This window comes from Candidimonas sp. SYP-B2681, assembly GCF_003971065.1.
Taxonomy (GTDB): domain Bacteria; phylum Pseudomonadota; class Gammaproteobacteria; order Burkholderiales; family Burkholderiaceae_B; genus Pollutimonas.
Genome location: NZ_RYDV01000004.1, coordinates 120483 through 144343, shown reverse-complemented (window position 1 = coordinate 144343; position 23861 = coordinate 120483). Strand labels below are relative to the sequence as shown.

Below are 23861 nucleotides of genomic sequence, written 5' to 3'. Positions count from 1 at the left end.
GCACACAGCGTGCTGAAGCGTTAGATTGACCTTGGGTCACGCAACTACGCTACCTATAATCTGTCTGCGCATCATTTTCTATGGCGAATAAAGAACATCGATAATCTGTTGTGATTCATCGTAGTCCGATTGATGCAGTCTACAAATTAATATGAACAACAAAGTGTTTCGAGCGACTGGCTGCTACATATTGCTACATGCAACGGGCCTTTGATCGTAGGAATTCTGCTTCGAGGTTGCGCTGCGTTTTGCCGCTGGCTTAAAACTAGTTTGCGAAAAGACTCCTAAGGTCACATCATGTAGGTCATCAGCAGTTCGTGGTCTTCAGCATCTCCATTCCGAGGCTAATGTGGACGATTTGACACTACCTAGACCGTTGCCCGAGAAACGAGTGTTTCTTGGTTCCTATGTGAGGCTTGAGCCTTTGCATACAGACCACACTGCCGACCTTTGGGAGGCAGCGCAAAGTGCGGACGCCAGTTTCACTTATCTGCGATACGGACCCTTCCCCAGTATTGATGCCATGCGAGCCACGGTCGATGAACTTTCCAGGCGCGCCTACCAGCCTTTCTGGGCCGTGCGCGATGAGGCCAGTGGTCGGGTGGGCGGATGGCTTTCGCTTTGCGATATTTCTCCAACGGACGGGGCGATTGAAGTCGGCAGCATCTGGATTTCTCCAGTTTTGCAACGCACCCGACAATCCACGGAAGCTATTTTTCTACTTATGCAGTACGCCATGGACGACCTAGCGTATCGACGCTTGGTCTGGAGATGTTGCTCGAAAAATATTGCATCAATGCGAGCAGCGCGTCGTTATGGATTTATTCCTGAGGGTATTTGGCGTAGGGCTATCGTTGTGAAGGGACAGCCTATGGACATCGCCTGGTATTCCATTCTCGAAGATGAGTGGGATCTTCGCCGAGAAGCAATCAAGGCGTGGTTGAAATTCGATAACTTTGGCCCGGACGGCGCTGCGTTACGGGCGTTGTCAACAAACGAAGAAAGAGCCGCTTGAACCATTCAACTTTCACCGTCACGTCTGCCTTGACACACTTCGCCGGCCGAGCCGGTGACCACAACGACCGTGCCATGGCAGGGTCGCCGGCCATTGCATGGGAATTGGCCCGCCGCCTCGGTGTTGATCCGGTGGTGATAAGTCAGCCTGAACAGGCATTGGCAACCGGATGGCAGGTCGAGCTCGACGCTGCACGCCCAGCCTTTTGCGCAATGGCCGTGCGATACGAGCAACTGTTCAAGCAACAAGCTGTACCGTTCACCGCACTTTCCCGCTGTGCGGTCTCACTTGCCACGCTGCCTGTCGTTGCGTGGCACCGACCGGACGCAGTCGTTGTGTGGCTCGATGCGCACGCAGACATAAACACTCCGGATAGCACGACAACCGGCTACCTTGGAGGGCTGGCCTTATCCGGGCCGCTTGGAGAATGGGACTCTGGCTTTGGTTGCGGGCTTTCGTCGGCCAATACGATTCTTGTCGGAGCCAGAGATATTGACCCGTTCGAGCAAGAACTCATCGCTCGCGGCGCGGTGACGCTCATCCCTCCAGGCCCTGACATCGCAGCACGAGTTTCTGCGGCCGTGGCTGGCCGCCCTGTCTTTTTGCATCTGGACTGCGATGTGTTGGAACCCGGTTTGGTTCCAACTGACTACAGCGTCATGGGCGGCCTTAGCCTGACCGAGTTGCGCCATATCGCAGAAGCGGTTGCGACCAGCGAAGTCGTCGGACTTGAGATCGCGGAATTTGAGGCAGATACGACGCCAGAAGGTACTGAGGCTGCTGCCCATCGCTTGCTCGATGCACTTCAGCCCTTGCTTCCAATCAGGTCTTCAGCAAAGATCGGCTCTTAACGCTATCGGCGTGCGAGCGGTGATGTGCACGTAGAGGTTTGTGTCCGGTCTATGACGATACAGGTCAGGGCAGGCTCTTCACACGGTTTCGACGATGAACATCCGCGCTTGCTGGGCTTCCCGACGTTCGGCCTTGATCGGCGCATACTTCTCGGAATTGTAGAAGGCTAGCGCTTGCGCGAGAGTAGGAAACTCAAATACGCCGGCCATTGGCAGCGGCACCTCATCCCCCTCTAGAACCTGCGCAACAGGACCGAAATGTAGAATCTGCCCGCCCGCCTCTTTTAGCGCCGCCTGGAAACGTGGAGCGAGCGCGGCCTGCTTGGCGGAGTCGATGACGCGTAGATTGATATGTACGTATGCTGGCATTTTGTCTCCCATTAATAGTGCATATACATTATTATGCAAGGATGGGGTTGTCAAGGGGGTAGACGTGAACAGTTTTGATCCAGAGTTTTTGAAGGGCGTCGCAGAGCAGTGTCCGGGCTTCCAGGCTCGTGCCACGGCCCGTGCACTGACGCGATATTACAATGCCTGCTTCAAGCCGCTCGGGCTGACGGCCGAGCAATTCAGCCTCTTGGTCGGGATAGGCGCGGCCGAGGGAGCGACGCTCGTCGATCTTGCGAATAGGGCCGGGGTCGATCCGACTACCCTCAGTCGAAATGTTCAGAATCTGGAGAGCCGAGATTTAATCCACGCCGAAGGCGGACGTGGCCGCGCTGGAAAGCGGCTGGCTCTGACGACATCTGGGCGTCAGCTCGTGGTCGATGCGTCCCCGGTGTGGAGTCGGGCTAAAGCGGAACTCGTCCTTCGCATGGGTGACGAAAAACTTCGTTCGGCGAGGCAGGCCATGTCGGAGCTGGCCAAGGCCGCAGAATCCGCATGTACGTAATCTGAGCTTCGCGAGATGAAGCTCGAGATAACATGCTGGCGCCGCGACACCGGCATGTGGACTCGTGCCGCCTCAGGCGGCTACAAAGGCCTCCGGCAAGTACGGGGCAATATTTCCCATCGCTCGCAACACATAGTCGTCTTTCTCTCCGACCGGTGCGACATAGTGCAGCGCGCTCTGCGCCGCCTCGATGCCTTCAAGGCGGGCAATGATCCAGGCCGCAAGATACGGCGACGCTAGGCACCCGCCCGCCGTGGCGAGATTTCCCTTTGCAAAGAATGCTTGATTCAGCACGTCGATGCCGGCTTCTTGCACCCAAGGCTTCGTCGTCAAGTCAGTACATGCCGGAATGCTATCCAACAACCCCAGCTTGGCCAGCACCAGCGTGCCAGAGCATTGCGCGGCTAACAATTGCCGGGTCGGGTCAAGCTGCAGCTGTGCCATCAACGCGTCGTCCGCGACGACTTCACGCGTCTTCATGCCGCTCCCGACAAGAACCGCATCGGCAGCACTTGCCTCGCGAAGCGATACATGGGATTCGAGCACTATTCCGTTCATGGACCGGACCTGCGCAGTAGGGCTGGCGATCGATACGCGCCAGTCCGGCTTTTTAATCCGGTTAAGGATGCCGAATGCGATGAGTGAATCCAGTTCGTTGAATCCGTCGAAGGTAAGGATAGCGATGTGCATGGTGTCGTCTTCTTGTTATAAGGTCGAAATTAGGCATCGTAAGATAGTCAGTCGGCAGAATCAATCAATTGTCGAGCACCTTGCTCAGTTTTATCGCCTATGGGCAATTTGGCGGTGGCAATACCGATAACGCCGGGTCAGTCGATTTGAAAGTTCGCTACTAAAGTTATAAGGTTAACCTTCACCGCCCAACACAGGAGCACACATGTCCGATCTTTCCAGCTTTCCCATCGTCCAGAAATGGCCGGCGGAGCATCCCGAATGGATTCAGCTTTACTCCTTGCCAACGCCGAATGGCGTGAAAGCGTCCATCATGCTGGAAGAGACCGGCTTGCCCTACGAGCCACACCTGGTCAATTTTCAGACCGATGACCAGACGACGCCGGAATTCATGTCGCTTAATCCCAATAACAAAATCCCGGCCATCATCGACCCAAACGGACCGAACGGAGAGCCGCTGGCTTTGTTTGAGTCGGGTGCTATTCTTATCTACCTGGCCGAGAAAACAGGCCAGTTCATTCCGCAGGACCCTGCCCGGCGCTACGAGACGATTCAGTGGCTGATGTTCCAGATGGGCGGCATTGGCCCCATGTTCGGGCAACTGGGTTTTTTCCACAAGTTTGCCGGCAAAGACTACGAAGATAAGCGTCCGCGTGACCGCTATGTGGCCGAATCAAGGCGGCTGCTCGAGGTATTGAACGGCAGGCTGACCGATGGCAACTGGATTATGGGCGACGATTACACCATCGCCGATATCGCCACGTTTCCGTGGGTACGTAACCTTATCGGTTTTTACGAGGCAGGCGATCTGGTGGGTATTCGTGACTTTCCCGAAGTGACCCGCGCACTTGAAGCGTTTGTTGCGCGCCCAGCGGTAGTAAAAGGGCTGGACAGTCCGAAGCGGGTCTAAAGAATAGCGATGTGCGGGTCGTCGACTTTCTTCGACGACCACGCTTGCCGGAAACTTCTAGTGATTTTGCTGTGCCAGTATCGCGGCCAATAAGCCGGGAAAACGACTTTCAATATCTGCACGTCGCAGGGTGTTCATGTGAATCGTGCCATTATTCTTCGTTGACACCAGTCCGGCTTCACGCAACACCTTGAAGTGGTGCGATACGGTGGATTTGGGGCGCCCGCCGTCCAATTCGCCACAAGTGGCAGCCTCGACGCGAGCAAGATGTCGAACGATGTCCAGGCGAATGGAATCGCTTAACGCGTAGAGCACACGTTCTAGGGAAAGCTCACTAGCGGCAGGATGTTTGAATGGGCGCATGAGCGGCATCATAACCTTTGGCTTATACTTATTCCATTGTTCGTATATCTTCGAACTAGCGAATGAATTTTTCTTTCCAGAAAGGCCATCATGTCTGCACTGCTCCAACCCTTCAAACTCAAAGACGTTACGCTGCGCAATCGAATTGCCGTACCGCCCATGTGTCAATATATGGCGGTGGATGGCTACGCCAACGATTGGCACTTGTCCCACTACGCCAGCATGGCGCGTGGCGGGGCAGGGCTGGTCATCGTTGAAGCGACCGGGGTATCCCCGGAAGGTCGCATTACCCCGGGCTGTACCGGCATCTGGAGCGATGATCGGGCCCAAGCCTTTGTACCGGTTGTGGAAGCGATCAAGGCAGCGGGCTCTGTGCCCGGAATCCAAATCGCCCACGCCGGAAGAAAGGCCAGCGCCAATGCCCCTTGGGAAGGAGACGACCATATCGCTGAAAGCGATGCGCGCGGCTGGCAGACGATTGCGCCATCGGCCATCGCCTACGGCAAAGGCTTGCCCAAAGAACCTCAGGCAATGACCTTGGATGATATTGCACGCGTACGTCAAGATTTTGTCGACGCTGCCAATCGCGCGCGAGACGTTGGATTCGAATGGCTGGAACTGCATTTCGCCCATGGTTATCTGGCGCAAAGTTTTTTCTCTTCACATTCGAATCATCGGGACGACATCTACGGCGGAAGCGTTGAAAATCGTTCCCGTTTCTTGTTAGAGACCTTGCGCGAAGTACGCGAAGTCTGGCCAGAAACCCTTCCTCTGACCGTACGCTTTGGCGTTATCGAGTATGACGGACGTGATGAACAAACCTTGCTCGAGTCGATCGGGTTGGTGCGCGATTTCAAAGCGGCCGGTATGGACATGATCAGTGTCAGCATCGGCTTTACGATTGCCGAGACGTCTATCCCTTGGGGCCCGGGTTTCTTGGGACCAATCGCCCAGCGCGTGCGTCGTGAAGCGGATGTCCCCGTATCGTCAGCATGGGGATTTGGCACACCGGAAATCGCCGAGCGCGTCGTCAAAGAAGAGCAGCTGGACCTTGTCATGGTCGGTAGAAGCCACCTGGCGAATCCCCACTGGACTTATTTCGCCGCCAAGGAGCTCAAAGCAGAACGCCCATCGTGGACGCTACCAGCGCCATACGCCCATTGGCTTGAGCGTTATTAAGTGAAAAAGGATGGCGGTGGGATAGCGCATATGCGTCTCTGCGTCGGCGGCGAGCGTGCCGTCGAGCTGACGCTGCAGATATTCCAGTACGCAGGCCCTGCGCCTAGGTTTGAGTTCCGTGCCTCTTGACCAACTGGCAAGCGTGCTCACGCAGGTACGCGAGGTAATCGAGGCGTACCCGATATAGCTTGATCCGGCATCGGGGCGTCAGCCGCGTCGCGCCGCCTCGATTGCCGCGATGTCGATCTTTACCATTCCCATCATCGCTTCGAAGGCGCGCTTGGCCGCTGCCGGATCAGGATCGATAATTGCGGCCGTCAGGGCGCGTGGCGTGATCTGCCACGACAGGCCCCATTTGTCCTTGCACCAGCCACATACGCTTTCCTGGCCGCCGTTCTGGACAATCGCGTTCCATAAGCGGTCTGTTTCGGCTTGATCATCGGTCGCAACCTGGAACGAGAATGCCTCGCTGTGCTTGAATGCCGAGCCCCCATTCAGGCCAAGACAAGGTATGCCCATCACCGTGAACTCGACCGTCAAGACATCGCCTTGCTTGCCGGAGGGGTAGTCGCCAGGCGCGCGATGGACTGCCTGCACCGCGCTGTCCGGAAATGTCTCGGCGTAGAACTGCGCGGCCTCCAATGCGGTGCCGTCGTACCAAAGACAAACCGTGTTTTTGCTGACCATTGGGATTCTCCTGAAGTGGGACAGACGCGCCATTCGAGCCGCAGCGGCGACTGGCGTGTTTCAGCAACTTACGTACCATCGGGTCGCAACGCCGCCACTTCCCCATACCATTGCGCATACGGCGTATTCTTCGCCATGTAACGGTTATAGTCCTTCGCACCGTCCGTCCACCACGGCGGGCCGCGCTCCCCCAGCGCAACTTTGGCGACATTGACCGCGGCCCGTGCTTCAGCAAGGCGGGTAGGGTCAGGGTTTCGAAGGGCGGCTTTCACCTCCCGGCGGGCGGCCGCTAAATCGTGCACCAGCGCAGTTCGCTCTGCGTCTGAAAGATTCGGGTTGCTCGCGCGCCAAAGGCGTCCGCGAACGACGATGTATCGCCCGTCTGGCGTAGTCAGAGGCTTCACGGTTCTGAATGTGGCTTGCGCCCGCAGTTCGGTGGTCACGTATCCCAGTGTAGGCCCGGGACACGTCCGACTGCGCACTCTCAATAAGACTTCGGCAACCCCAGCACCTTTTCCGCAATAAAGCACATGATCAACTGCGGGCTGACCGGTGCGATGCGCGGGATGAAGCTTTCGCGCAGATACCGTTCTACATGATATTCCTTGGCGTAACCCATGCCGCCCAATGTCAGTACGGCGGTTTGGCAGGCGTTGAAGGCCGCTTCGGCCGCCAGGTATTTGGCGGAGTTGGCGTATTCGCCGCAAGGCAGGCCTTCGTCGTACAGGTAGGCGGCTTTTTGTACTATCAGGTCGGCGGCTTCCAGCTGCATCCATGCTTGGGCCAGGGGGTGCTGCACGCCTTGATTTTGTCCGATGGGGCGCCCAAACACGACGCGTTCTTTGGCGTATTCCACGGCACGATCGAGCGCGGCGCGGCCCAGGCCTACCGCTTCGGCGGCGATGAGGATGCGTTCGGGGTTCAGCCCATGCAAAATGTATTCGAAGCCTTTGCCCTCTTCGCCGATGCGGTCCGCAACGGGAATGCGCAGGCCGTCGATGAACAGCATGTTGGAATCAACGCATTTGCGGCCCATTTTTTCGATCTCGCGCACTTCGATTTTGCTTTTGTCCAGGTCGGTGTAAAACAGGGACAAGCCTTGGGTCGGTTTCTTTACGTCTGACAAGGGCGTGGTGCGCGCCAGCAGCAGCATTTTGTCGGCCACTTGCGCGGTCGAAATCCAGATCTTGCGGCCATGCACGACGTAGTGGTCGCCATCGCGCACCGCACGTGTCGTAAGCTTGGTGGTGTCCAGCCCGGCATCGGGTTCGGTCACGGCGAAGCAGGCTTTTTGTTCGCCGCTGATCAGGGGCGGCAAGGCCTTGGCGCGCTGTTCGGGTGTGCCGAATACGACGACAGGGTTCAACCCGAAAATGTTCATGTGCACAGCCGATGCGCCGGAAAACCCGGCCCCCGAGCGTGAGATCGTGCCCATCATGAGCGCGGCTTCGGTCATGCCCAGGCCCGAGCCGCCGTGTTCTTCCGGCATGGCGATGCCCAGCCATCCGGCGTCGGCCAGGTCTTTGTGGAAGGCATGCGGGTACTCGCCGTCGCGATCGCGCGCCAACCAATAGTCATTAGGGTATTGGGCGCACAGGGCTTCAACCCCGGCAACCAGGGCTTTACGTTCGTCGGTTAATACAAAGCTCACGATTCTTTCCCATTTTTAGCGTTTACGGCGGCGCCGGTTTCCAGCAAGCTGCTGATGGTTGCGCTGGGCAGGCCGGCTTCGCGCAATATTTCTTGCGTATGTTCGCCCAGGCGTGGCGCGTTGCGCCGGATGCTTAGCGGTGTCTTGGAATAGGTGCCGATGGGCGCCGGCGAACGTATCGCGCCTTCGCTGGGGTGCTGCAAGTCTTGCAGCATGCCCACTTGCTTCAAATGCGGGTCTGCGATCAGGTCGTCGACGCTATACAAGGGCGCGGCCGGGATATCGGCCTCGTTGAAGACCTCCAGCCAATGTTCGCTGGTATTGGTGGCGAGCGTGTCAGAGACAAAGCAGTAGGCTTCGTCGATATGCTGCGCCCGCGCAGTGTGGGTGTTAAAGCGCGGATCGCTTAGCAGGTCGGAGCGCCCGATAATCTGGAAGAACCGCGACCAGTGCTTATCGTTATAGATCAGCACGCTGACGTAGCCGTTAGACGTGGCGTAGGGCCGGCGATACGGTACCAACAGGCGGGCGTAGCCCGTGGAACCTTCGGACGGGCTGAAGGTTTCGCCACCCAGGTGGTCACCCAGCACCAACTGCGCCATCGCTTCGAACATGGGCACTTCGATTTCCTGGCCTTGTCCCGAGGCGCGCGCCTGGATCACGCCTGCCAGTATGGCGATGGCGGCCTGCATGCCGACGGCGCGGTCCGCCAAGGTAAGCGGGGCGTAGCGAGGGACGTCGCCGGAGTTCTGCTGATACAACGATGGAATGGCCGTCATGCCCTGGATCAGGTCATCGTAGGCGGGTTTGCCCGCATAGGGTCCCTTGCTGCCAAAACCGTAGGCGCCTACGTAGACCAGTTTCGGATTCACCTTCACAAAATCTTCGTACGCCAAGCCCAGGCGCGCCATGGATTGCGGCCGGACGTTGTACAGCAACACGTCGACCGTCTTGGCCAGTTCCAGGCAGGCTTGGCGACCTTCCGACGTCTTCAGGTCCAGAACAATAGAGCGCTTATTGCGGTTCAGGTGCAGGTAGATCGCGCCCATGCCGGGATTGCGCATGGGGCCGACCGCTCGCATATTGTCGCCCGCGGGCGACTCCAGCTTGATGACATCGGCACCCAGGTCGCCCAAAATTTGGGTGGCATAAGGTCCCATCACTATCGAACTAAGATCCAGGACGCGGATGCCGTCCAGTGGGCCGGTACTAGCTGCTACTGCTTTAATCACGGGAGCCTCTACTGTGGTGTGATGTTGGCGTCTTTAATCAACTTGCCCCACAAGACATATTGCTCTTGAACGAACTTGTTGAAGTCTTCCGGTGTGCCGCTGAAGGCGTCAAAGCCCAATTGCGCCAGACGCTGTTTGGTGGCCGGGTCGTTGACGATCTTATTGATCGCCGTATTCAAGGTTTTAACGATGTCGTCGGGAAGGCCTGCCGGGCCGAAATAGCCGTTCCACGAATTGATATCAAAGTTAGGTACGCCGGCTTCTTCCATCGAGGGCAGATCGGGCACCAGATCGCTGCGCTTGGCAGTGGATACGGCCATGGCGTGCAGTCGGCCAGACTTTACAAACGGCATGCCCGACGTGAAGTCGGTGAACATGATATCAACCTGGCCGCCGACCAGGTCGGTCAAGGCCTGAGGTGTGCCCTTGTACGGAACCGGCAGAATTTCTATGCCAGCCGCCGTCCCTAAGGTTGCGCCCGCGACGATGCCGGTGCTATTGCCAGTGGCATAGGTGACCGTGCCTGGGTGTTCTTTGGCATACTTGATCAGTTCAGCCACGGTTTTATAGGGCCTTGCCGGATTGCTGACCAGCAGGAAGGGCAGGTTGCCACCGCGCGCAATCGGCGTGAAATCCTTTACGGGGTCGTACGTCACATTTTTCATCAACCATGGCGCCGCCGAATGCGAGGTGTTGGTCGTGACAAAAATGGTGTAGCCGTCGGGTTTGGCTTTGGCGACGTAATTGGCGGCGATCGTGGCGTTGGCGCCAGGCTTGTTCTCGACAATAACGGGTTGCCCCAGTTGCTTGCTGAGCTCTTCCGCGAAGATACGGCCGGCGGCGTCGGTACCCGACCCGGCAGGGAAGGGCACAATCAAGTTAATGGGTTTTTCGGGGTAGGCCGCCAGTGCGCTGGTCGCACACAGTGCCAGGCCTAATAACGAGGCGCTTAACATTCGCTTGCCCGCAGATTGACGGCGTGCAAGGGGGGCCAAAAAGGTCTTTGATAACAGTGTCATGGTTTGTCTCCTGCCGCTAACCTGAAGGCAGCGGCTTATCATTTTTAGTTGGGTTTAGCTATGTAAAGGCTAGCGGGAATTCGCCCGCATTGCCACTGGCCAAAGCTCAGTTCAGCGAACGACCCGCGTCGGATTTTCTTCATAAGGGGGCGAGTAAATAACCAGCAGACGGGCCGGTTCTTCACTGGTTACCGTAAACACATGCTTTTTATCCGGTGGGAAATAGCAGCAGTCGCCCGGCTGCAGTTCGCCTTTTTCGCCTTCCACTTCCACGATGGCTGAACCCGACAACAGGTAACAGACCTGTTCGATGCCAGGATGCATATGGGGCAGCGCGCCCTGGTTTTTTTCGATCGTGCCGACTAAAACTTCGACATGCTGGGCGCCGACGGTTTCGCGGCTGATAAGGCGGCGATTGACGGTGCCGCTGTGATTGGCAGGAGAGTAGCCAGCTACGTCGCATTCGCGAACGATCCAAGAGGGTGTAGTCATGCTTTGTATTCCTATATGTGAAAGTAATTTTACACACATGAAATATTGTCGCAAGCTAGGGTTTGCACGGAAGCGTCTTGAACCAGGCATCGCGAGCGCGTTGGAACCGCTTGCTTTCGCGTTGCAGCCAGGTCTCGATGGCGCCGACGTTTTCGCTGCGCTGCCGGGTCGAAATAAAGTAATACGACGCCTTTGATCGAACCGGTATGGCAAATGGCGCCACCAAGCGGCCCTTCACCAGATCATCCAGCACCAAGGCCATTCTGCCCATGGCGACGCCTTGCCCGGTCAAGGCCGCGGTGACTGCCAATTGGGACAAATTAAAGTGCTGGCCGTCGTGCGTGGTGGGTATGGGCGAGCCTACCCCTTCCAGCCAAGTATTCCATTCTGTATCTTCCGGGGCATTATCCCAGGGGACGGCATCGTGCAGCATGAACGCGCTTGGCAAGTCAGCAGGCTGTTTGATGTCGGGATGGGCAGCAAGGAAAGCCGGGCTGGCAACCGGAATCAGCCACTCATCCAAAAACTGCTCTGCGTATAAGTCGGAATAATTGCCGGGATCGAAGCGTATGCCGGCCTGAATGTGCTCTTCTTCCATGCGGAAGCGATCGAGGGTCTGGAATTCGCCGTGGACGCGGATCGATAGGTCGGGGTTTTCCCGAAACAGCTGTCCCAGGCGCGGCGTAAGCCACACCATGGCGAACGACGGCGAGCAGCTCAGGCTAAGGGCGTGATTTCGTCCGCTGCGGCGTATTTGTCCCAGGGCATCGTCGAGTAGTTGGAACGACTGGTTGACCGCCATGGCCAGTCGGAACCCATCTTGGGAAAGCACCAGACTGCGCCGTGTGCGGTGGAATAGGGCGACTCCAAGGTGGTCTTCAAGGTGTTTGACTTGTTGGCTGACGGAGCCTTGCGTCACATGCAATTCAGCAGCGGCCTTGGTGAAACTGTTGTTGCGTGCGGCCGCATCGAAGCAGCGCAACCACGTCAGCAAAGAAGGCGAAAGCGTATATTTCATTAGTAAGACTAATAAGAAAGTTAATATAAATGGCTTGCGGTATCAGTGCTGCGCCACCAGAATAAGACCCGGAAACCTGTCCATGTCGCAACGATGGATACGGCGTAAATACTAGGGAAAACACTGATGTTCAACGATCCATCACGACGAATCAGTAATGTGCCACAGCTGTGGTTGAATCCCGACATGAACGTGTTGCCGCATGCCAGCACGGCCAATGCCATTACTATAAACAATGTAAAAGACGCCGAAGCCCGTTTCGCCAAATTTGCTCCGCTGCTGGTAAAACTATTTCCCGAACTGGCCGATAGCGGCGGCATCATTGAATCAGCGTTGCTGGAATTGCCTTCGATCGTGGGCATCCAAGGCCTGGACAACCATTACGGCAAATTCTGGATCAAGGCCGACCATGCACTGCCGATCGCTGGGTCGATCAAGGCCAGGGGCGGCATCCACGAGGTCCTCGAATTCACCGAATTGCTGGCGCGCCAACATGGCTTGCTGGGTGGCACAGATCACTATCTGCAACTGGCCTCGCCAGCCGCCCGTGCGCTATTCAGTCAGTATGAAATCTCGGTAGGGTCGACCGGTAATCTGGGCCTGAGCATAGGCATTATGTCGGCCGCCTTGGGCTTTCGCGCGACGGTCCATATGTCGGCCGAAGCCAAACAGTGGAAGAAAGACCGTCTGCGCCGTCACGGTGTCACCGTGGTGGAATATTCCGGCGACTATGCCCAGGCCGTCGAGGCCGGGCGGCTGCGGGCCAGCACCGACCCGCACAGCTATTTTGTCGACGACGAGCAATCGCATTCGCTCTTCCTGGGCTATGCGGTGGCGGCTTTCCGGCTGCAGGCGCAGCTGGAATCCCGAAACATTATGGTCAACGCCGACCATCCATTGTTCGTTTACCTGCCTTGCGGCGTGGGGGGCGCGCCTGCCGGCGTTACCTTTGGCCTTAAGCATCTCTTCGGCAAGGCCGTGCATTGCTTTTTTGTCGAGCCCACCACGTCGCCCTGCTTTCTGGCCCAAATGCAAAATCCCGACTGCCCCGGCATTACGGTGTACGACGTGGGGCTGGATAACGTCACCCAGGCCGACGGTTTGGCCGTCCCGGCGGCCTCAGCGCTGGCCATCAGCGAAATGCGCCCCTTGCTGTCGGGCATTGCGACGACGTCCGACGACACCATGTTTGCCGATCTCGCGTGGCTGCATGAACAGGAAAACATCCGCATCGAACCGTCTGCGGCCGCGGCGTTCAGCGGACCACGCATGTTGCTCGAGACCGAGGCAGGTCAGTCATACCTAAGCCAGCAAAGCCTGCTGCCCCATATGAAGCACGCCAATCACATTGTCTGGACCACCGGTGGCCTGTTCGTGCCCGACGACGAATATGCCGGCTTTCTCGATCGCGGCAAAAGCGTGATCCGTGAAAAGTTCGGCCACCAGAAGAATAGTAATCACCGTTAGTCGTTTTTGAAGCGTCATACCGGCCTCTCGTTTGGCTACTTTCTATCCACCACAGCAAGGTAAAACCATGTCGAAACAACAATTATTCTCACCTCGAAAACTTTTACTGGCCGCAGCGCTTGCCAGCGCTGCCATCGCGCCCTCGCTCCAGGCGCAAACGATTACCGCGGTCATGCACTCCAGCCTGCGCGTGCTTGACCCCGTCATGACGACTGCGCATATCACGCGTAACCATGGCTACATGATTTATGACACCTTGTTGGCGACCGACGCCGACAACAAGATCCAGCCACAAATGGTCGAGAAATGGGAAGCATCGGCCGACGGCAAGTCGTATACCTTCACTTTGCGTGATGGCTTGAAATGGCATGACGGCACGGCGGTGACCGCCGACGATTGCGTCGCATCCATCACGCGTTGGGCATCACAAGACAAGATGGGCCAGATGATGAGCTCGCAGATGACCGACATGAAAGTCATCGATGCCAAAAGCTTTGTCATGACCTTTAAAACCTCGACGGATTTGGCCGTAAGGGCGCTGGCCAAGCCCAGTGGTATCGCTCCTTTCATGATGCCTAAGCGCATTGCCGAAACACCGGCCAACCAGCCCATTAAAGAATATGTCGGGTCGGGCCCGTTCAAAATGGTCACCGCCGAATTCCGGCCGGGCCTGCAGGCGGTCTATGAAAAGAACACCGATTATCAGCCGCGCAAAGAAGCGGCTAGCGGCACCGCGGGTGGCAAGAACGTGTATGTCGATCGCGTGAAGTGGATCGCCACGCCCGACGCCATGACCTCGGTCAACGCCTTGATGAGCGGCGAAATCGACTACCTGGAACAGTTGCCTTTCGACCTCGCCGCTATTGTTGAAAGCAATGCCGACATCAACATCAAAGTTCTGGATCCGCAGGGGTACCAAACCGTGATGCGTATGAACCACTTGCACGCGCCCTTCGATAACAAAAAGATTCGTCAGGCAGCCATGTACGCCGTGGATCAAACACGGGTTCTGCAAGCATTGATCGGCAACCCCAAGTATTTCAAGACGTGCGCCGCCTTGTTTGGTTGTGGCCTGCCCTATGACAGTCAGGCCGGCGCCGACGTCACCGTCAAAGGCAATATCGAAAAAGCCAAGGCATTGCTGAAAGAGGCCGGCTACGACAATACCCCGGTCGTTATCCTGCAACCGACGGACACCCCTTCCGTAAACGCCCAGCCGGTGGTGATTGCCCAGGCCTTGCGCGCGGCGGGTTTCAAAGTCGACATGCAAGCCATGGACTGGCAAACCGTCGTCACGCGCCGCGCGGTTCAGGCCGAACCCAAGGCAGGCGGCTGGAATATTTTCGCCACCAATAACGTGATGGCCGAAGCGCTTGACCCCCTGCGCGCCTTTGGTGTCGCCGCCAACGGTACCCAGGCCTGGTTTGGTTGGCCCAATGTGCCCAAGATCGAAGAGCTGCGTGTCGAGTTTTCAGGCACCACCGACGAAGCCAAGCGCAAGCAACTGGCCGGCGAAATTCAGCAATTGGTGATCGACGAAGGCGTGATCTTGCCCATGGGCCAGTATTTCGTACCGGGCGCTTTCCGCAAGAACCTGACCGGCATGCTGGATTCGCCCGCACCGATCTTCTGGAACATCAAGAAATCTGCAAGCTGAGCTGACTATGTTTAACTTTATCTTACGGCGTACCGCAGCATCGATTCCCGTTATGGCCATGGTGGCGGCGGTCGTATTCGCCATCCTCAGGCTCACTCCGGGAGACCCGGCTGCCATCATCGCGGGTGATTCCGCGACACCGCAGCAGCTTGCCGAAATACGACAGATGATGGGGTTAGACGAACCAATCTATATCCAGTTCTTTATGTGGATATGGCGCTTGCTGCAAGGCGATCTGGGCACATCACTGCTGTCCGGTGTGCCCGTCGCTGAAATGATAGGTCAGCGCATGGGGCCGTCGTTGGCCCTGTGCCTGAGCACCATCACCTTGTCCGTCATCGTCGCCATTCCGCTGGGCATCCTTGCCGCCTGGCGCCAGGGCAAGCTCCTGGATCGCGTGGTCATGGCGACGTCGGTGCTGGGCTTTTCGGTGCCGGTCTTCGTGACGGCATACGTCATGATTCTTGTTTTTTCCCTGAAGCTAGGCTGGTTTCCCGTACAGGGCTACAAACCTTTTTCAGCGGGCCTGTGGCCATTTGTTCAGACCCTTGTGCTGCCCACCGTCGCACTCAGCACCGTGTACGTAGCGTTGATCGCACGCATCACCCGCACCAGCATCATCGAAGTCATGGGTGAAGACTTCATTCGTACGGCGCGTGCCAAAGGGCTGCGCGAACGCAGCGTACTGACCGGGCATGCCTTGCGCAATGCCGCGGTGCCCATCGTGACGATTATCGGCGTGGGCGTGGCCATGCTGATCAGTGGCGTTGTGGTGACCGAATCGGTCTTCAATCTTCCCGGTCTCGGGCGACTGGTCGTGGAAGCGGTACTGGCACGGGATTATCCGGTCATACAGGCGCTGATATTGCTGTTTGCCCTCGCCTACGTGCTTATCAATCTTGTTGTCGACGCGCTCTACACCGTGTTCGACCCCCGTATCCGTTACTGAGGCCGACATGACAAACGCTACTACTACATTGCCTGCCGCCTCGGTGCCCGGCGACGCAGGTATTGCCCCCGCAAAGATTCAGTCAGCCCTGCTCCAGACGCTGAAAGGCGGGCCGGTGCTGATATCGCTGTGCGTACTGGGGCTGGTGGTCTTCATAGCCATCTTCGCGCCCTGGCTGCACACGGTCGACCCTACGGCCATCGACCCCAGTGTGCGTCTAAAGCCGATCTCGGCCGAACATTGGCTGGGCACCGATGCCTACGGTCGTGATGTGTTCTCTCGTGTTCTCTACGGAGCACGCGTGTCGCTCGTCGTGGGGCTGGGTGTTGCCACCTTCAGTATGGTGATAGGCCTGGCGATTGGCGTGGTCGCCGGCTATTTTCGCTGGATCGACGGCATCGTCATGCGCGTTATGGATGGCCTGATGGCGATTCCCGGCATTCTGCTTGCAATTGCGCTGGTGTCGCTGTCGGGTGCCAGCATGATGACGGTCATGATTGCCATCACCGTACCGGAAGTGCCGCGGGTCGTGCGCCTGGTGCGCAGCGTCATTCTAAGCGTGCGCACCGAACCCTATGTGGAAGCTGCCGTGGCGTTGGGCACGCCTACCTTTAAATTGATGCTGCGTCACCTGGTGCCCAATACCATGGCGCCTTTAGTTGTGCAGGGCACTTATGTGTTTGCCTCGGCCATTCTTACCGAAGCCATCCTTAGTTTCTTAGGTGCCGGCGTGCCGCCAGAAACCTCATCATGGGGCAACATCATGGCTGAAGGGCGCGCCTACTTTCAGCTTCTTCCTGGGCTGGTCTTGTACCCCGGCATCTTGCTGTCGCTGACCGTGCTCAGCGTGAATGTGCTGGGCGACGCCATGCGCGATGCGCTGGATCCACGCATGTCGCGTCGTCTGTAAGGCGGCTGCCTTGAACGAATATCAGGAAGCAACCATGACTCAGTCCGCACCAGAACACGCCAGCACCCGCCGTGACGCTCCGGTATTGACCATAAGGAAGCTGTCCGTCAACGTCAGTAATCGCTCGGGCAATCCCGAGTCCGACCCGGGCCGCCCGGTCGTCAAAAGCATGAGCCTGGAGGTCTTCGCCGGCGAGACGCTTTGCATCGTGGGCGAATCCGGTTCGGGTAAATCGGTCACGTCCCTGGCCGTGATGGGCCTGTTGCCGAAAGACGCCCTAACCGCTACGGCGGGGCAAATTGAAATTGACGGCGAAGATATCTTGAAGGTCAGCGCCGGCCGCATGCGCGAACTGCGCGCGTCGAAGATCGCCATGGTGTTCCAGGAACCGATGACCGCGCTTAACCCGGTGCACCGGGTGGGCACCCAGGTAGAAGAGGTGCTAAAGCTGCACACCAGAATCGGCGCGGCAGAAAGGCGCAAGCAGGTGCTGGCAATGCTGCAGTCGGTGCATTTGCCCGACATAGAACGCATTTACGATTCATACCCACATCAGTTGTCCGGCGGGCAGCGCCAGCGCATTGTGATTGCGATGGCCCTGATTCTGAAGCCCAAGCTGCTGATTGCCGATGAGCCTACCACGGCGCTCGACGTCACCACACAAAAGCAGATTTTGTCCTTGATTCGCGAGCTGCAAACCAAGCATGGCACAGCGGTTATCTTCATTACCCACGACTTTGGCGTGGTAGCTGAAATCGCTGACCGCATTCTGGTGATGAACCAAGGTAGCGTGGTGGAAACCGGAACGCGCGATCAGATACTGGCGGACCCGGCTCAAGACTACACCCGCATGTTGGTTTCATCGGTGCCTAGCCTGACTCCGCACACGCGTTCCGCACCGGTGGGCGAGATCATTCTTAAGGTTCGTGGCCTGAACAAGTTCTACGACAAGACCAAACGGCTATTCAAAAAGACAGAACAAGTGGCGGCTGCGAGCGACGTCACCCTGACGCTGCGTCGCGGCGAAATCCTAGGCATTGTGGGCGAGTCGGGTTCGGGCAAATCCACCGTGGCGCGCTGCGTGGTTCGCTTGATCGACCCCAGTTCGGGTGAAATCCGTTTGCACGATGACGACATCACCGTTCTGGGCCGCCGCCGGTTGATGCCCATACGCAAACGCATTCAGATCATTTTCCAGGATCCCTACCGCAGCTTGAACCCCAGGCGCCGGGTGGGCGAGTCGATCATCGAAGGCTTGCTTAATTACGGCACGGCGCGCGGCGACGCCATCAAGCAGGCGTTGCGGGCGATGGAACTGGTGGGTTTACCGGCCGATACGCTGGAACGCTACCCGCATCAATTTTCCGGAGGCCAGCGCCAGCGTATCTGCATCGCCCGCGCCCTGGTCATGGAACCCGATGTGCTGGTCGCCGACGAAGCGGTGTCGGCGCTGGATGTTTCCGTACAGGCCCAGGTGCTGGACCTGCTCGAGGAAGTGCGCCAACGCGTCGGCGTAGGGGTGTTATTCATTACCCACGACCTTAGGGTTGCCGCGCAAATTTGCGACACCATTGTGGTGATGCAGCAGGGCAAAGTGGTTGAATCGGGCAGCGCCCGTCAAGTGCTAAGCCAACCCCAGCAACACTACACCAAGGCTCTGATCAATGCCGCGCCCGGCCGCGGTTGGGATTTCCAGAATTTTCGGCCGGTGCCGGCCTAAGCAGGTGTGGCCGGAGCTACCCACTATTTGAAGCGAGCACCGCAGGCGGTGCCAACACCAACTCATGAAAGGCAGAAATACCTATGCTACGTATCGTTTATGGCGGTTTTCAACACGAAACCAACACGTTTGCGCCTGATCTTGCCGATTGGGACGCCTTCCTGGCGGGAGGCGGCTGGCCCGGCCTGGTGTCGCGCGACGATATTTGGCCCGCGATCGCTGGCGCGAATATTCCCGCTGCCGGTTTTGTGAAGTGCGCACAGGATTCAGGCGACACGGTCATTCCCACTACCTGGTGCGCAGCCAGCCCGTCGGCCCACGTTGCTGCCGACACTTACGAACGTATTGTCGCGATGATCGTCGATGGCATCAGCGCCGCCTTACCCGTTGATGCGGTGTATCTGGACTTGCATGGTGCCATGGTGGCGCAAACGTTTGACGATGGCGAAGGTGAACTACTGCGCCGGGTGCGCGCTGTGGTCGGGCCCGATGTGCCTATCGTGGCCAGCCTTGACCTGCATGCCAACGTGACCTCGCAAATGCTGCGCGAAGCCGACATTCTGGTGGCCTATCGCACCTACCCTCATGTGGATATGGCGGAAACCGGCGCGCGGGCATACCAGCAACTGCAGCGGCGCCTGGCGACGGGCCTGCGGCCTAAGGTGGCAATACGCCGTTTGCCTTTCCTGATTCCTATTTGCTGGCAGTGCACCGACATCGAACCGTCCAAAGGACTGTATCAGCAACTGGAAGCGCTTGAAAAAGACGTCACCCACGTGTCTTTCACGACGGGCTTTCCGGCCGCCGACTTCAAAGAATGTTCTCCCGTCATCTGGGCGTATGCTGACGACCAGCTCAGCGCGGATGCGGCTGCCGATCAGCTGGAGGCGGCCGTGAACGCGGCGGAAGCATTGTTCGCCGGCAAGCTCTACAGCGCGGATGAAGCCGTGAAGTACGCCATGGAAAAATCGCTGAGCAGTTCCAAGCCCATCGTCATTGCCGATGCCCAAGACAATCCGGGCGCGGGCAGTAATTCCGACACCACGGGCATGCTGCGCGCCTTATTGCGCAATAAGGCAGAACGCGCCGCCATCGGCTTGATCATCGATCCGGCTGCGGCCGCGAAAATCCACGCCGCCGGAGAAGGCCAGCGCATTCGCATCGCGATTGGCGGCAACGCCGGCCTTGCTGACGACCAACCCTTCGAAGGCGACTTCCTTATCGAACGACTGTCAGACGGAAAAACACCGGCCACCGGGCCTTATTATCATGGCTTCAACCTCGATATGGGTTTGTCGGCCTGCCTGCTGATCGAAGGTGTTCGCGTGGTGTTGGCGTCGCAAAAAGTACAGATGGCGGATCAGTCCATGTTCCGGTTCGTCGGTGTCGAGCCAACCGAACAAGCCATCCTCGTCGTCAAAAGCGCAGTTCATTTTCGTGCCGACTTCACCCCGATCGCTGAAGAAATCATCGTCGGCGCGGCACCCGGCTCTATGCCGATGATCCTGAAGGAGCTGCCGTGGAAGAATTTGCCGGTTGGAATAAGGCTGGATCCTTGCGGGGAAGCATTTCAGGTGGCGTAATACTTCAGATGCCTGGGGCGGATTGGCGCGGCACGGGTGAACGAGCGCCCATGGGTCCTGTTATTGCTGAATAGAGCGCCTGCAGCCAGAGCGGCTTCGTTCCCCATATGAAAGGATCGTGGCTCTGCTGCAAGCGCTTAGTGCTCTAAGATGCACGCTATAACAACTCTTCGCCCTGGGAGTTTTTCGCCTTATGCAGCCCACAATCCTTGTTACCGGTGGCACCGGTTATATCGGCAGCCACACCACCGTTGCCCTGCAGCAGGCAGGCTACCGGGTGGTGATCCTTGATAATCTAAGCAACAGCACACCGGCAGTGCTCGATGCGATTGCCCAGATCACGGGCGTCAAGCCCGAATTCACCCAGGGCGACGTGCGCGACCGAGCAACGCTTGACATGCTTTTCGATGCCTACAAGATAGCCGCGGTTCTTCATTTTGCGGGCTTGAAAGCCGTGGGAGAATCGACGGAAAAGCCCTTGGCCTACTACGACAACAATGTCCATGGCAGCGTGCAATTGCTTAGCGCCATGCAGCGCGCAGGGCTGAAGTCGTTCGTGTTTTCGTCATCGGCCACGGTCTATGGCGACCCACAAAAGTTACCGCTTACGGAAGACCACCCCCGGTCGGCCACCAACCCGTATGGCCATACCAAGCTGGTGGTCGAAGACATTCTGGAAAACCTGTACCGCAGCGAAGCCGGATGGCGCATTGCCCGCTTGCGTTACTTCAACCCGGTGGGGGCGCACACAAGCGGATTGATCGGCGAGGCCCCGCAGGGCGTACCCAATAATCTTATGCCCTATGTGGCCCAGGTGGCCACAGGTCGCCGACCCAAGGTCCAGGTGTTTGGCAGCGACTACAACACGGCCGACGGCACGGGGGTGCGCGACTATATCCATGTCATGGACCTGGCGCTGGGCCATGTAAAAGCGCTGCAGTCCTGTCTTCAGTCAGAGCAGGACCTGTTAACGGTCAACCTTGGCACGGGCGTGGGTTATTCCGTGTTGGACATGATCCGCGCCTTTGAACAGGCCAGTGGCAAGACGATTCCTTACGATCTGGTGGCACGCCGTCCCGGTGATATTGCCGCGTGTTGGGCTGATACCCAGCTGGCTTCGCAAAAGCTGGATTGGCGCGCACAAAAAGGGATTCAAGAAATGTGTGACGACGCCTGGCGCTGGGAAACCCGCTCCTGATGGCGCATGCTGGCCCACACGATTACCAGGGTGACCAAAAAGAACGTAATGCCATTGTTGCGCCCTAAAATCACATGGGTCAGGCCAAACACAAAAAACGACACCACCAGCGAGGCACCGCATAGCGCCAAGACGCGTACCGTTTTGTCGGGCGCCCGCAATCGCTTGCAAAACAGGCAGAATGTGGCGGCGTACAACGCCAGCAACGCCGCCAGGCCTATTAGCCCCTGGAACACCAGAACCTCGATGTAGTTATTGTGGGTATTGACCAGGGTCAGCACAAAAGGATCAAGCTCTTTGCGCGACACCAGACGCTCGAGTTCGTGGCGGTATTCGACGTAACCCCAGCCCAGCAAGGGCCTTTCCGGCACGCTAAGGCCGGCGCCGCGCCACGCTTCAAGGCGTCCTCCAATCGACGTTGCCACATCGCGCCGTAACAGGTAGTTGTCGATTTCACTGACCGCTTCCTGGTAGCGGATTTCTATGCTGTTGTTGGGTTGTGCGTGATAAAGGGCGAGTGCGGCCACCGCGACCACTGCTAGTGCGGCGCCAGCCTTGGGCATATTGCTGCGGGTAAAAAAAGCCGTGCAGAACAACGCGAATACGGGCAGCAAAGCCACCCAGCCGCCACGGGTGCCAGACGCCTGTGAACAGTAAACTCCAGCCAGAACGCCGACGAATAAGGCAAGGCGCCAATGTCGAGCATAGGCACCCTGTGTACCTGCCCAGAACATGCCGGCCGCGCACAGCATGCCCATCGTCAGGGCTTCGTTGCCAAAGGGCACGGCGCTGGTGACAAAGCCCGTCGCGCGGGGTATGGCCAGTACGTAGATTTGCCATGCCGCTACCCCCGCGGCAGACAGGGTGCCCGCGACTAGCCCCGCCCACATAAACGCCAGACGCGGCGGAATCTTAAGCAAAAAGAACAGCATTACTATCGCCAGCACGCAGCGGCTGCTCTGGTCCAGCGTACTTAGGCTGTTTCCATGAACGAAAAACACCAGCACGGCCGCCAGGAAAACACTTAGCAGGGCGTAGACAATGATCTTGTCTTCGATGCTTAGCGGCGCGAGGCGCCCCGGCTTCATACTGCCATCCAGCAACACGCCGTTTTTGCGCAGCTTGCGGCTTTTCAGCGTTGCCACTGCACTGATCGCTATGAACGCCACGCTGCTTAGCAATAACAGCGAAGCGCCGTACGAATAGCCCGACGGCGCCGACAGCATCAACGCAAAGAACAAAAAGACGCCCACGGAGCTGGCCAGCTGCCACACGTCATCGTTCGTAGTTGCTTTCATGCCGGTTTCCGCTATGCAATAGACACCTTAACGCGTGGCTCGCCCAGTTAGTTCCTGTGTTACAGCGATTCTATATGCGATAGCGGCAAGATGGCTATCCGGTATTAGTCCACTTTGGCGCCGGAAAGCTTAACGACCTGGTTCCATTTTTCAAGTTCTGTCGTCATATAGCGCGTTAATTCGACATGGTCCATTTTCAGCGGTTCGATGCCTACCGTTGTAAGGCGGGCCAGAAAGTCGGGGCTTGCTACGACCTTCTCGCTTGCGTCGACGAGTCTGCTCAAGACATTGGCGGGAAGGCCGCTGGGAGCGTTAACCGTAAACCACCCTGTCAGGTCGAACCCGGGAAACCCTGCAGCATCCAGCGGCACAATGCTCGGATCAGTGGCTGTTCGCGCTGCACTGCTGACTCCGAGGGCTTTTAACTTGCCCGCTTTGATTAATGGCATAACCACTGCTGGATGATAAAACATGAAATCCACGTCGCCCCCGATAACAGCCGTCACCGCCTGGGTTCCCTGCTTATATGGCACGTGTAGCATCTGAGTCTTGCTCATGGATTTCAGGAGCTCGCTCGCCAGATGGCCGGTTGTTCCGTTTCCGGCCGATGAAAAACTGAGTTTATTGGGTGATTGTTTTGCAGAGGCGATGAGGTCTTTTACCGAGTTCCACGGTGACTCCGCCTTAACCACAAGAAGAGTCGGCGTGTAGCCCAGCATAACGATAGGAGTGAAGTTTTTAATTGGATCAAAGGGCAGGTCGGTATAAAGAGCAGGGTTGATAGCCAGTGGACCGGTATTCCCCAAAACTAATGTATACCCGTCTGCACCTGCCTGCGCGACGTAAGCATGCGCAATGTTTCCGCTAGCACCAGGCTTGTTCTGAACGACGATTGTCTGATCCAGTACTTTGGACAGTTCGCTACCAAACTGGCGCGCGATCAAATCGGTGGTCGTACCAGCACCGGCAGGCACCACGAGTTGAATCGCGCGATCCGGGTAGCTGTCCGCCCGCGCCGTCAGGGCATACATCGCCAGCAAAGCACAGCTGGCTACGGAAAAAAACAGTTTCTTCATTTTG

The 23861-nt window shown here is 57.6% G+C and carries 24 protein-coding genes; 12 read left to right on the top strand and 12 right to left on the bottom strand.

Going from position 1 to position 23861, the window contains the following annotated elements:
* Positions 1-349: 349 nt before the first annotated feature.
* Entirely contained in the window at positions 350-1015 is a 666-nt protein-coding gene (locus EKL30_RS10140) for a GNAT family N-acetyltransferase (protein WP_126707113.1), read from the top strand.
* The gene (locus EKL30_RS10135) at positions 1012-1866 is read left to right on the top strand and encodes an arginase family protein (protein WP_233583008.1); all 855 of its coding nucleotides are present in this window, start codon (positions 1012-1014) and stop codon (positions 1864-1866) included. The genes EKL30_RS10140 and EKL30_RS10135 overlap by 4 nt, the downstream gene beginning before the upstream one ends.
* A gap of 78 nt (positions 1867-1944) precedes the next feature.
* On the opposite strand, the gene EKL30_RS10130 is transcribed toward EKL30_RS10135, so the two are convergent.
* A complete protein-coding gene (locus EKL30_RS10130; RefSeq protein ID WP_126707112.1) occupies positions 1945-2235 on the bottom strand; it encodes a DUF1330 domain-containing protein in 291 nt (96 codons plus the stop codon).
* 64 nt (positions 2236-2299) lie between these two features.
* On the opposite strand from EKL30_RS10130, the gene EKL30_RS10125 reads away from it, so the two are divergent.
* Positions 2300-2758, top strand: a complete 459-nt coding sequence (locus EKL30_RS10125; RefSeq protein ID WP_126707111.1) for a MarR family winged helix-turn-helix transcriptional regulator — start codon at positions 2300-2302, stop codon at positions 2756-2758.
* Between the two features lie 72 nt (positions 2759-2830).
* Here EKL30_RS10125 and EKL30_RS10120 read toward each other — a convergent pair whose 3' ends face one another.
* Positions 2831-3448, bottom strand: coding sequence for a DJ-1/PfpI family protein (locus EKL30_RS10120; RefSeq protein WP_126707110.1), 618 nt, complete (start codon positions 3446-3448; stop codon positions 2831-2833).
* A 205-nt stretch (positions 3449-3653) separates the two neighbouring features.
* Here EKL30_RS10120 and EKL30_RS10115 point away from each other — a divergent pair, with 205 nt between their 5' ends.
* Positions 3654-4358 (top strand): glutathione S-transferase N-terminal domain-containing protein, encoded by a 705-nt coding sequence (locus tag EKL30_RS10115; protein WP_126707109.1) that lies wholly within the window; start codon positions 3654-3656, stop codon positions 4356-4358.
* 57 nt (positions 4359-4415) lie between these two features.
* Here the strand turns inward: EKL30_RS10115 and EKL30_RS10110 are convergent, their stop codons facing one another.
* Positions 4416-4721 (bottom strand): helix-turn-helix transcriptional regulator, encoded by a 306-nt coding sequence (locus EKL30_RS10110; RefSeq protein ID WP_126707108.1) that lies wholly within the window; start codon positions 4719-4721, stop codon positions 4416-4418.
* A gap of 90 nt (positions 4722-4811) precedes the next feature.
* On the opposite strand from EKL30_RS10110, the gene EKL30_RS10105 reads away from it, so the two are divergent.
* A complete protein-coding gene (locus tag EKL30_RS10105; protein ID WP_126707107.1) occupies positions 4812-5900 on the top strand; it encodes an NADH:flavin oxidoreductase/NADH oxidase in 1089 nt (362 codons plus the stop codon).
* Positions 5901-6107: 207 nt separating this feature from the next.
* On the opposite strand, the gene EKL30_RS10095 is transcribed toward EKL30_RS10105, so the two are convergent.
* The 7 genes from EKL30_RS10095 to EKL30_RS10065 form a co-directional block, all read right to left on the bottom strand.
* Positions 6108-6587, bottom strand: a complete 480-nt coding sequence (locus EKL30_RS10095) for a VOC family protein (protein WP_126707105.1) — start codon at positions 6585-6587, stop codon at positions 6108-6110.
* 68 nt (positions 6588-6655) lie between these two features.
* Complete coding sequence (locus EKL30_RS10090) at positions 6656-7030, bottom strand: hypothetical protein (protein ID WP_233583006.1); 375 nt, start codon at positions 7028-7030, stop codon at positions 6656-6658.
* Positions 7031-7071: 41 nt separating this feature from the next.
* A complete protein-coding gene (locus EKL30_RS10085; RefSeq protein ID WP_126707104.1) occupies positions 7072-8238 on the bottom strand; it encodes an acyl-CoA dehydrogenase family protein in 1167 nt (388 codons plus the stop codon).
* Positions 8235-9467 (bottom strand): CaiB/BaiF CoA transferase family protein, encoded by a 1233-nt coding sequence (locus tag EKL30_RS10080; RefSeq protein ID WP_370246258.1) that lies wholly within the window; start codon positions 9465-9467, stop codon positions 8235-8237. The genes EKL30_RS10085 and EKL30_RS10080 overlap by 4 nt, the downstream gene beginning before the upstream one ends.
* Positions 9468-9478: 11 nt before the next feature.
* Positions 9479-10426: a tripartite tricarboxylate transporter substrate binding protein gene (locus tag EKL30_RS10075; protein WP_199748541.1), complete on the bottom strand. Its 948-nt coding sequence runs from the start codon at positions 10424-10426 to the stop codon at positions 9479-9481.
* A 174-nt stretch (positions 10427-10600) separates the two neighbouring features.
* Positions 10601-10981 carry a cupin domain-containing protein gene (locus tag EKL30_RS10070; protein ID WP_126707102.1) on the bottom strand — a complete coding sequence of 127 codons (381 nt, stop codon included), beginning with the start codon at positions 10979-10981 and terminating at the stop codon, positions 10601-10603.
* Between the two features lie 55 nt (positions 10982-11036).
* A complete protein-coding gene (locus tag EKL30_RS10065; RefSeq protein WP_126707101.1) occupies positions 11037-11999 on the bottom strand; it encodes a LysR family transcriptional regulator in 963 nt (320 codons plus the stop codon).
* A gap of 126 nt (positions 12000-12125) precedes the next feature.
* Between EKL30_RS10065 and EKL30_RS10060 the strand changes: the two genes are divergently transcribed.
* The 7 genes from EKL30_RS10060 (at position 12126) to galE (ending at position 21483) form a co-directional block, all read left to right on the top strand.
* Complete coding sequence (locus tag EKL30_RS10060) at positions 12126-13466, top strand: D-serine ammonia-lyase (protein ID WP_126707100.1); 1341 nt, start codon at positions 12126-12128, stop codon at positions 13464-13466.
* Positions 13467-13533: 67 nt separating this feature from the next.
* Positions 13534-15123 (top strand): ABC transporter substrate-binding protein, encoded by a 1590-nt coding sequence (locus tag EKL30_RS10055; protein WP_126707099.1) that lies wholly within the window; start codon positions 13534-13536, stop codon positions 15121-15123.
* A 7-nt stretch (positions 15124-15130) separates the two neighbouring features.
* Entirely contained in the window at positions 15131-16072 is a 942-nt protein-coding gene (locus tag EKL30_RS10050; RefSeq protein WP_126707098.1) for an ABC transporter permease, read from the top strand.
* A gap of 7 nt (positions 16073-16079) precedes the next feature.
* Positions 16080-16982, top strand: a complete 903-nt coding sequence (locus EKL30_RS10045) for an ABC transporter permease (protein ID WP_126707097.1) — start codon at positions 16080-16082, stop codon at positions 16980-16982.
* Positions 16983-17016: 34 nt separating this feature from the next.
* Positions 17017-18702 (top strand): ABC transporter ATP-binding protein, encoded by a 1686-nt coding sequence (locus EKL30_RS10040; RefSeq protein WP_126707096.1) that lies wholly within the window; start codon positions 17017-17019, stop codon positions 18700-18702.
* Between the two features lie 83 nt (positions 18703-18785).
* Positions 18786-20285: a M81 family metallopeptidase gene (locus tag EKL30_RS10035; protein WP_126707095.1), complete on the top strand. Its 1500-nt coding sequence runs from the start codon at positions 18786-18788 to the stop codon at positions 20283-20285.
* Positions 20286-20478: 193 nt separating this feature from the next.
* Positions 20479-21483: a UDP-glucose 4-epimerase GalE gene (galE, locus tag EKL30_RS10030; protein ID WP_126707094.1), complete on the top strand. Its 1005-nt coding sequence runs from the start codon at positions 20479-20481 to the stop codon at positions 21481-21483.
* On the opposite strand, the gene EKL30_RS10025 is transcribed toward galE, so the two are convergent.
* Positions 21438-22781 (bottom strand): O-antigen ligase, encoded by a 1344-nt coding sequence (locus EKL30_RS10025; protein WP_126707093.1) that lies wholly within the window; start codon positions 22779-22781, stop codon positions 21438-21440. The genes galE and EKL30_RS10025 overlap by 46 nt on opposite strands.
* Positions 22782-22885: 104 nt before the next feature.
* On the bottom strand, positions 22886-23857 hold the full coding sequence (locus EKL30_RS10020) for a tripartite tricarboxylate transporter substrate binding protein (protein WP_126707092.1): 972 nt from the start codon (positions 23855-23857) through the stop codon (positions 22886-22888).
* Between the last annotated feature and the right edge of the window lie 4 nt (positions 23858-23861).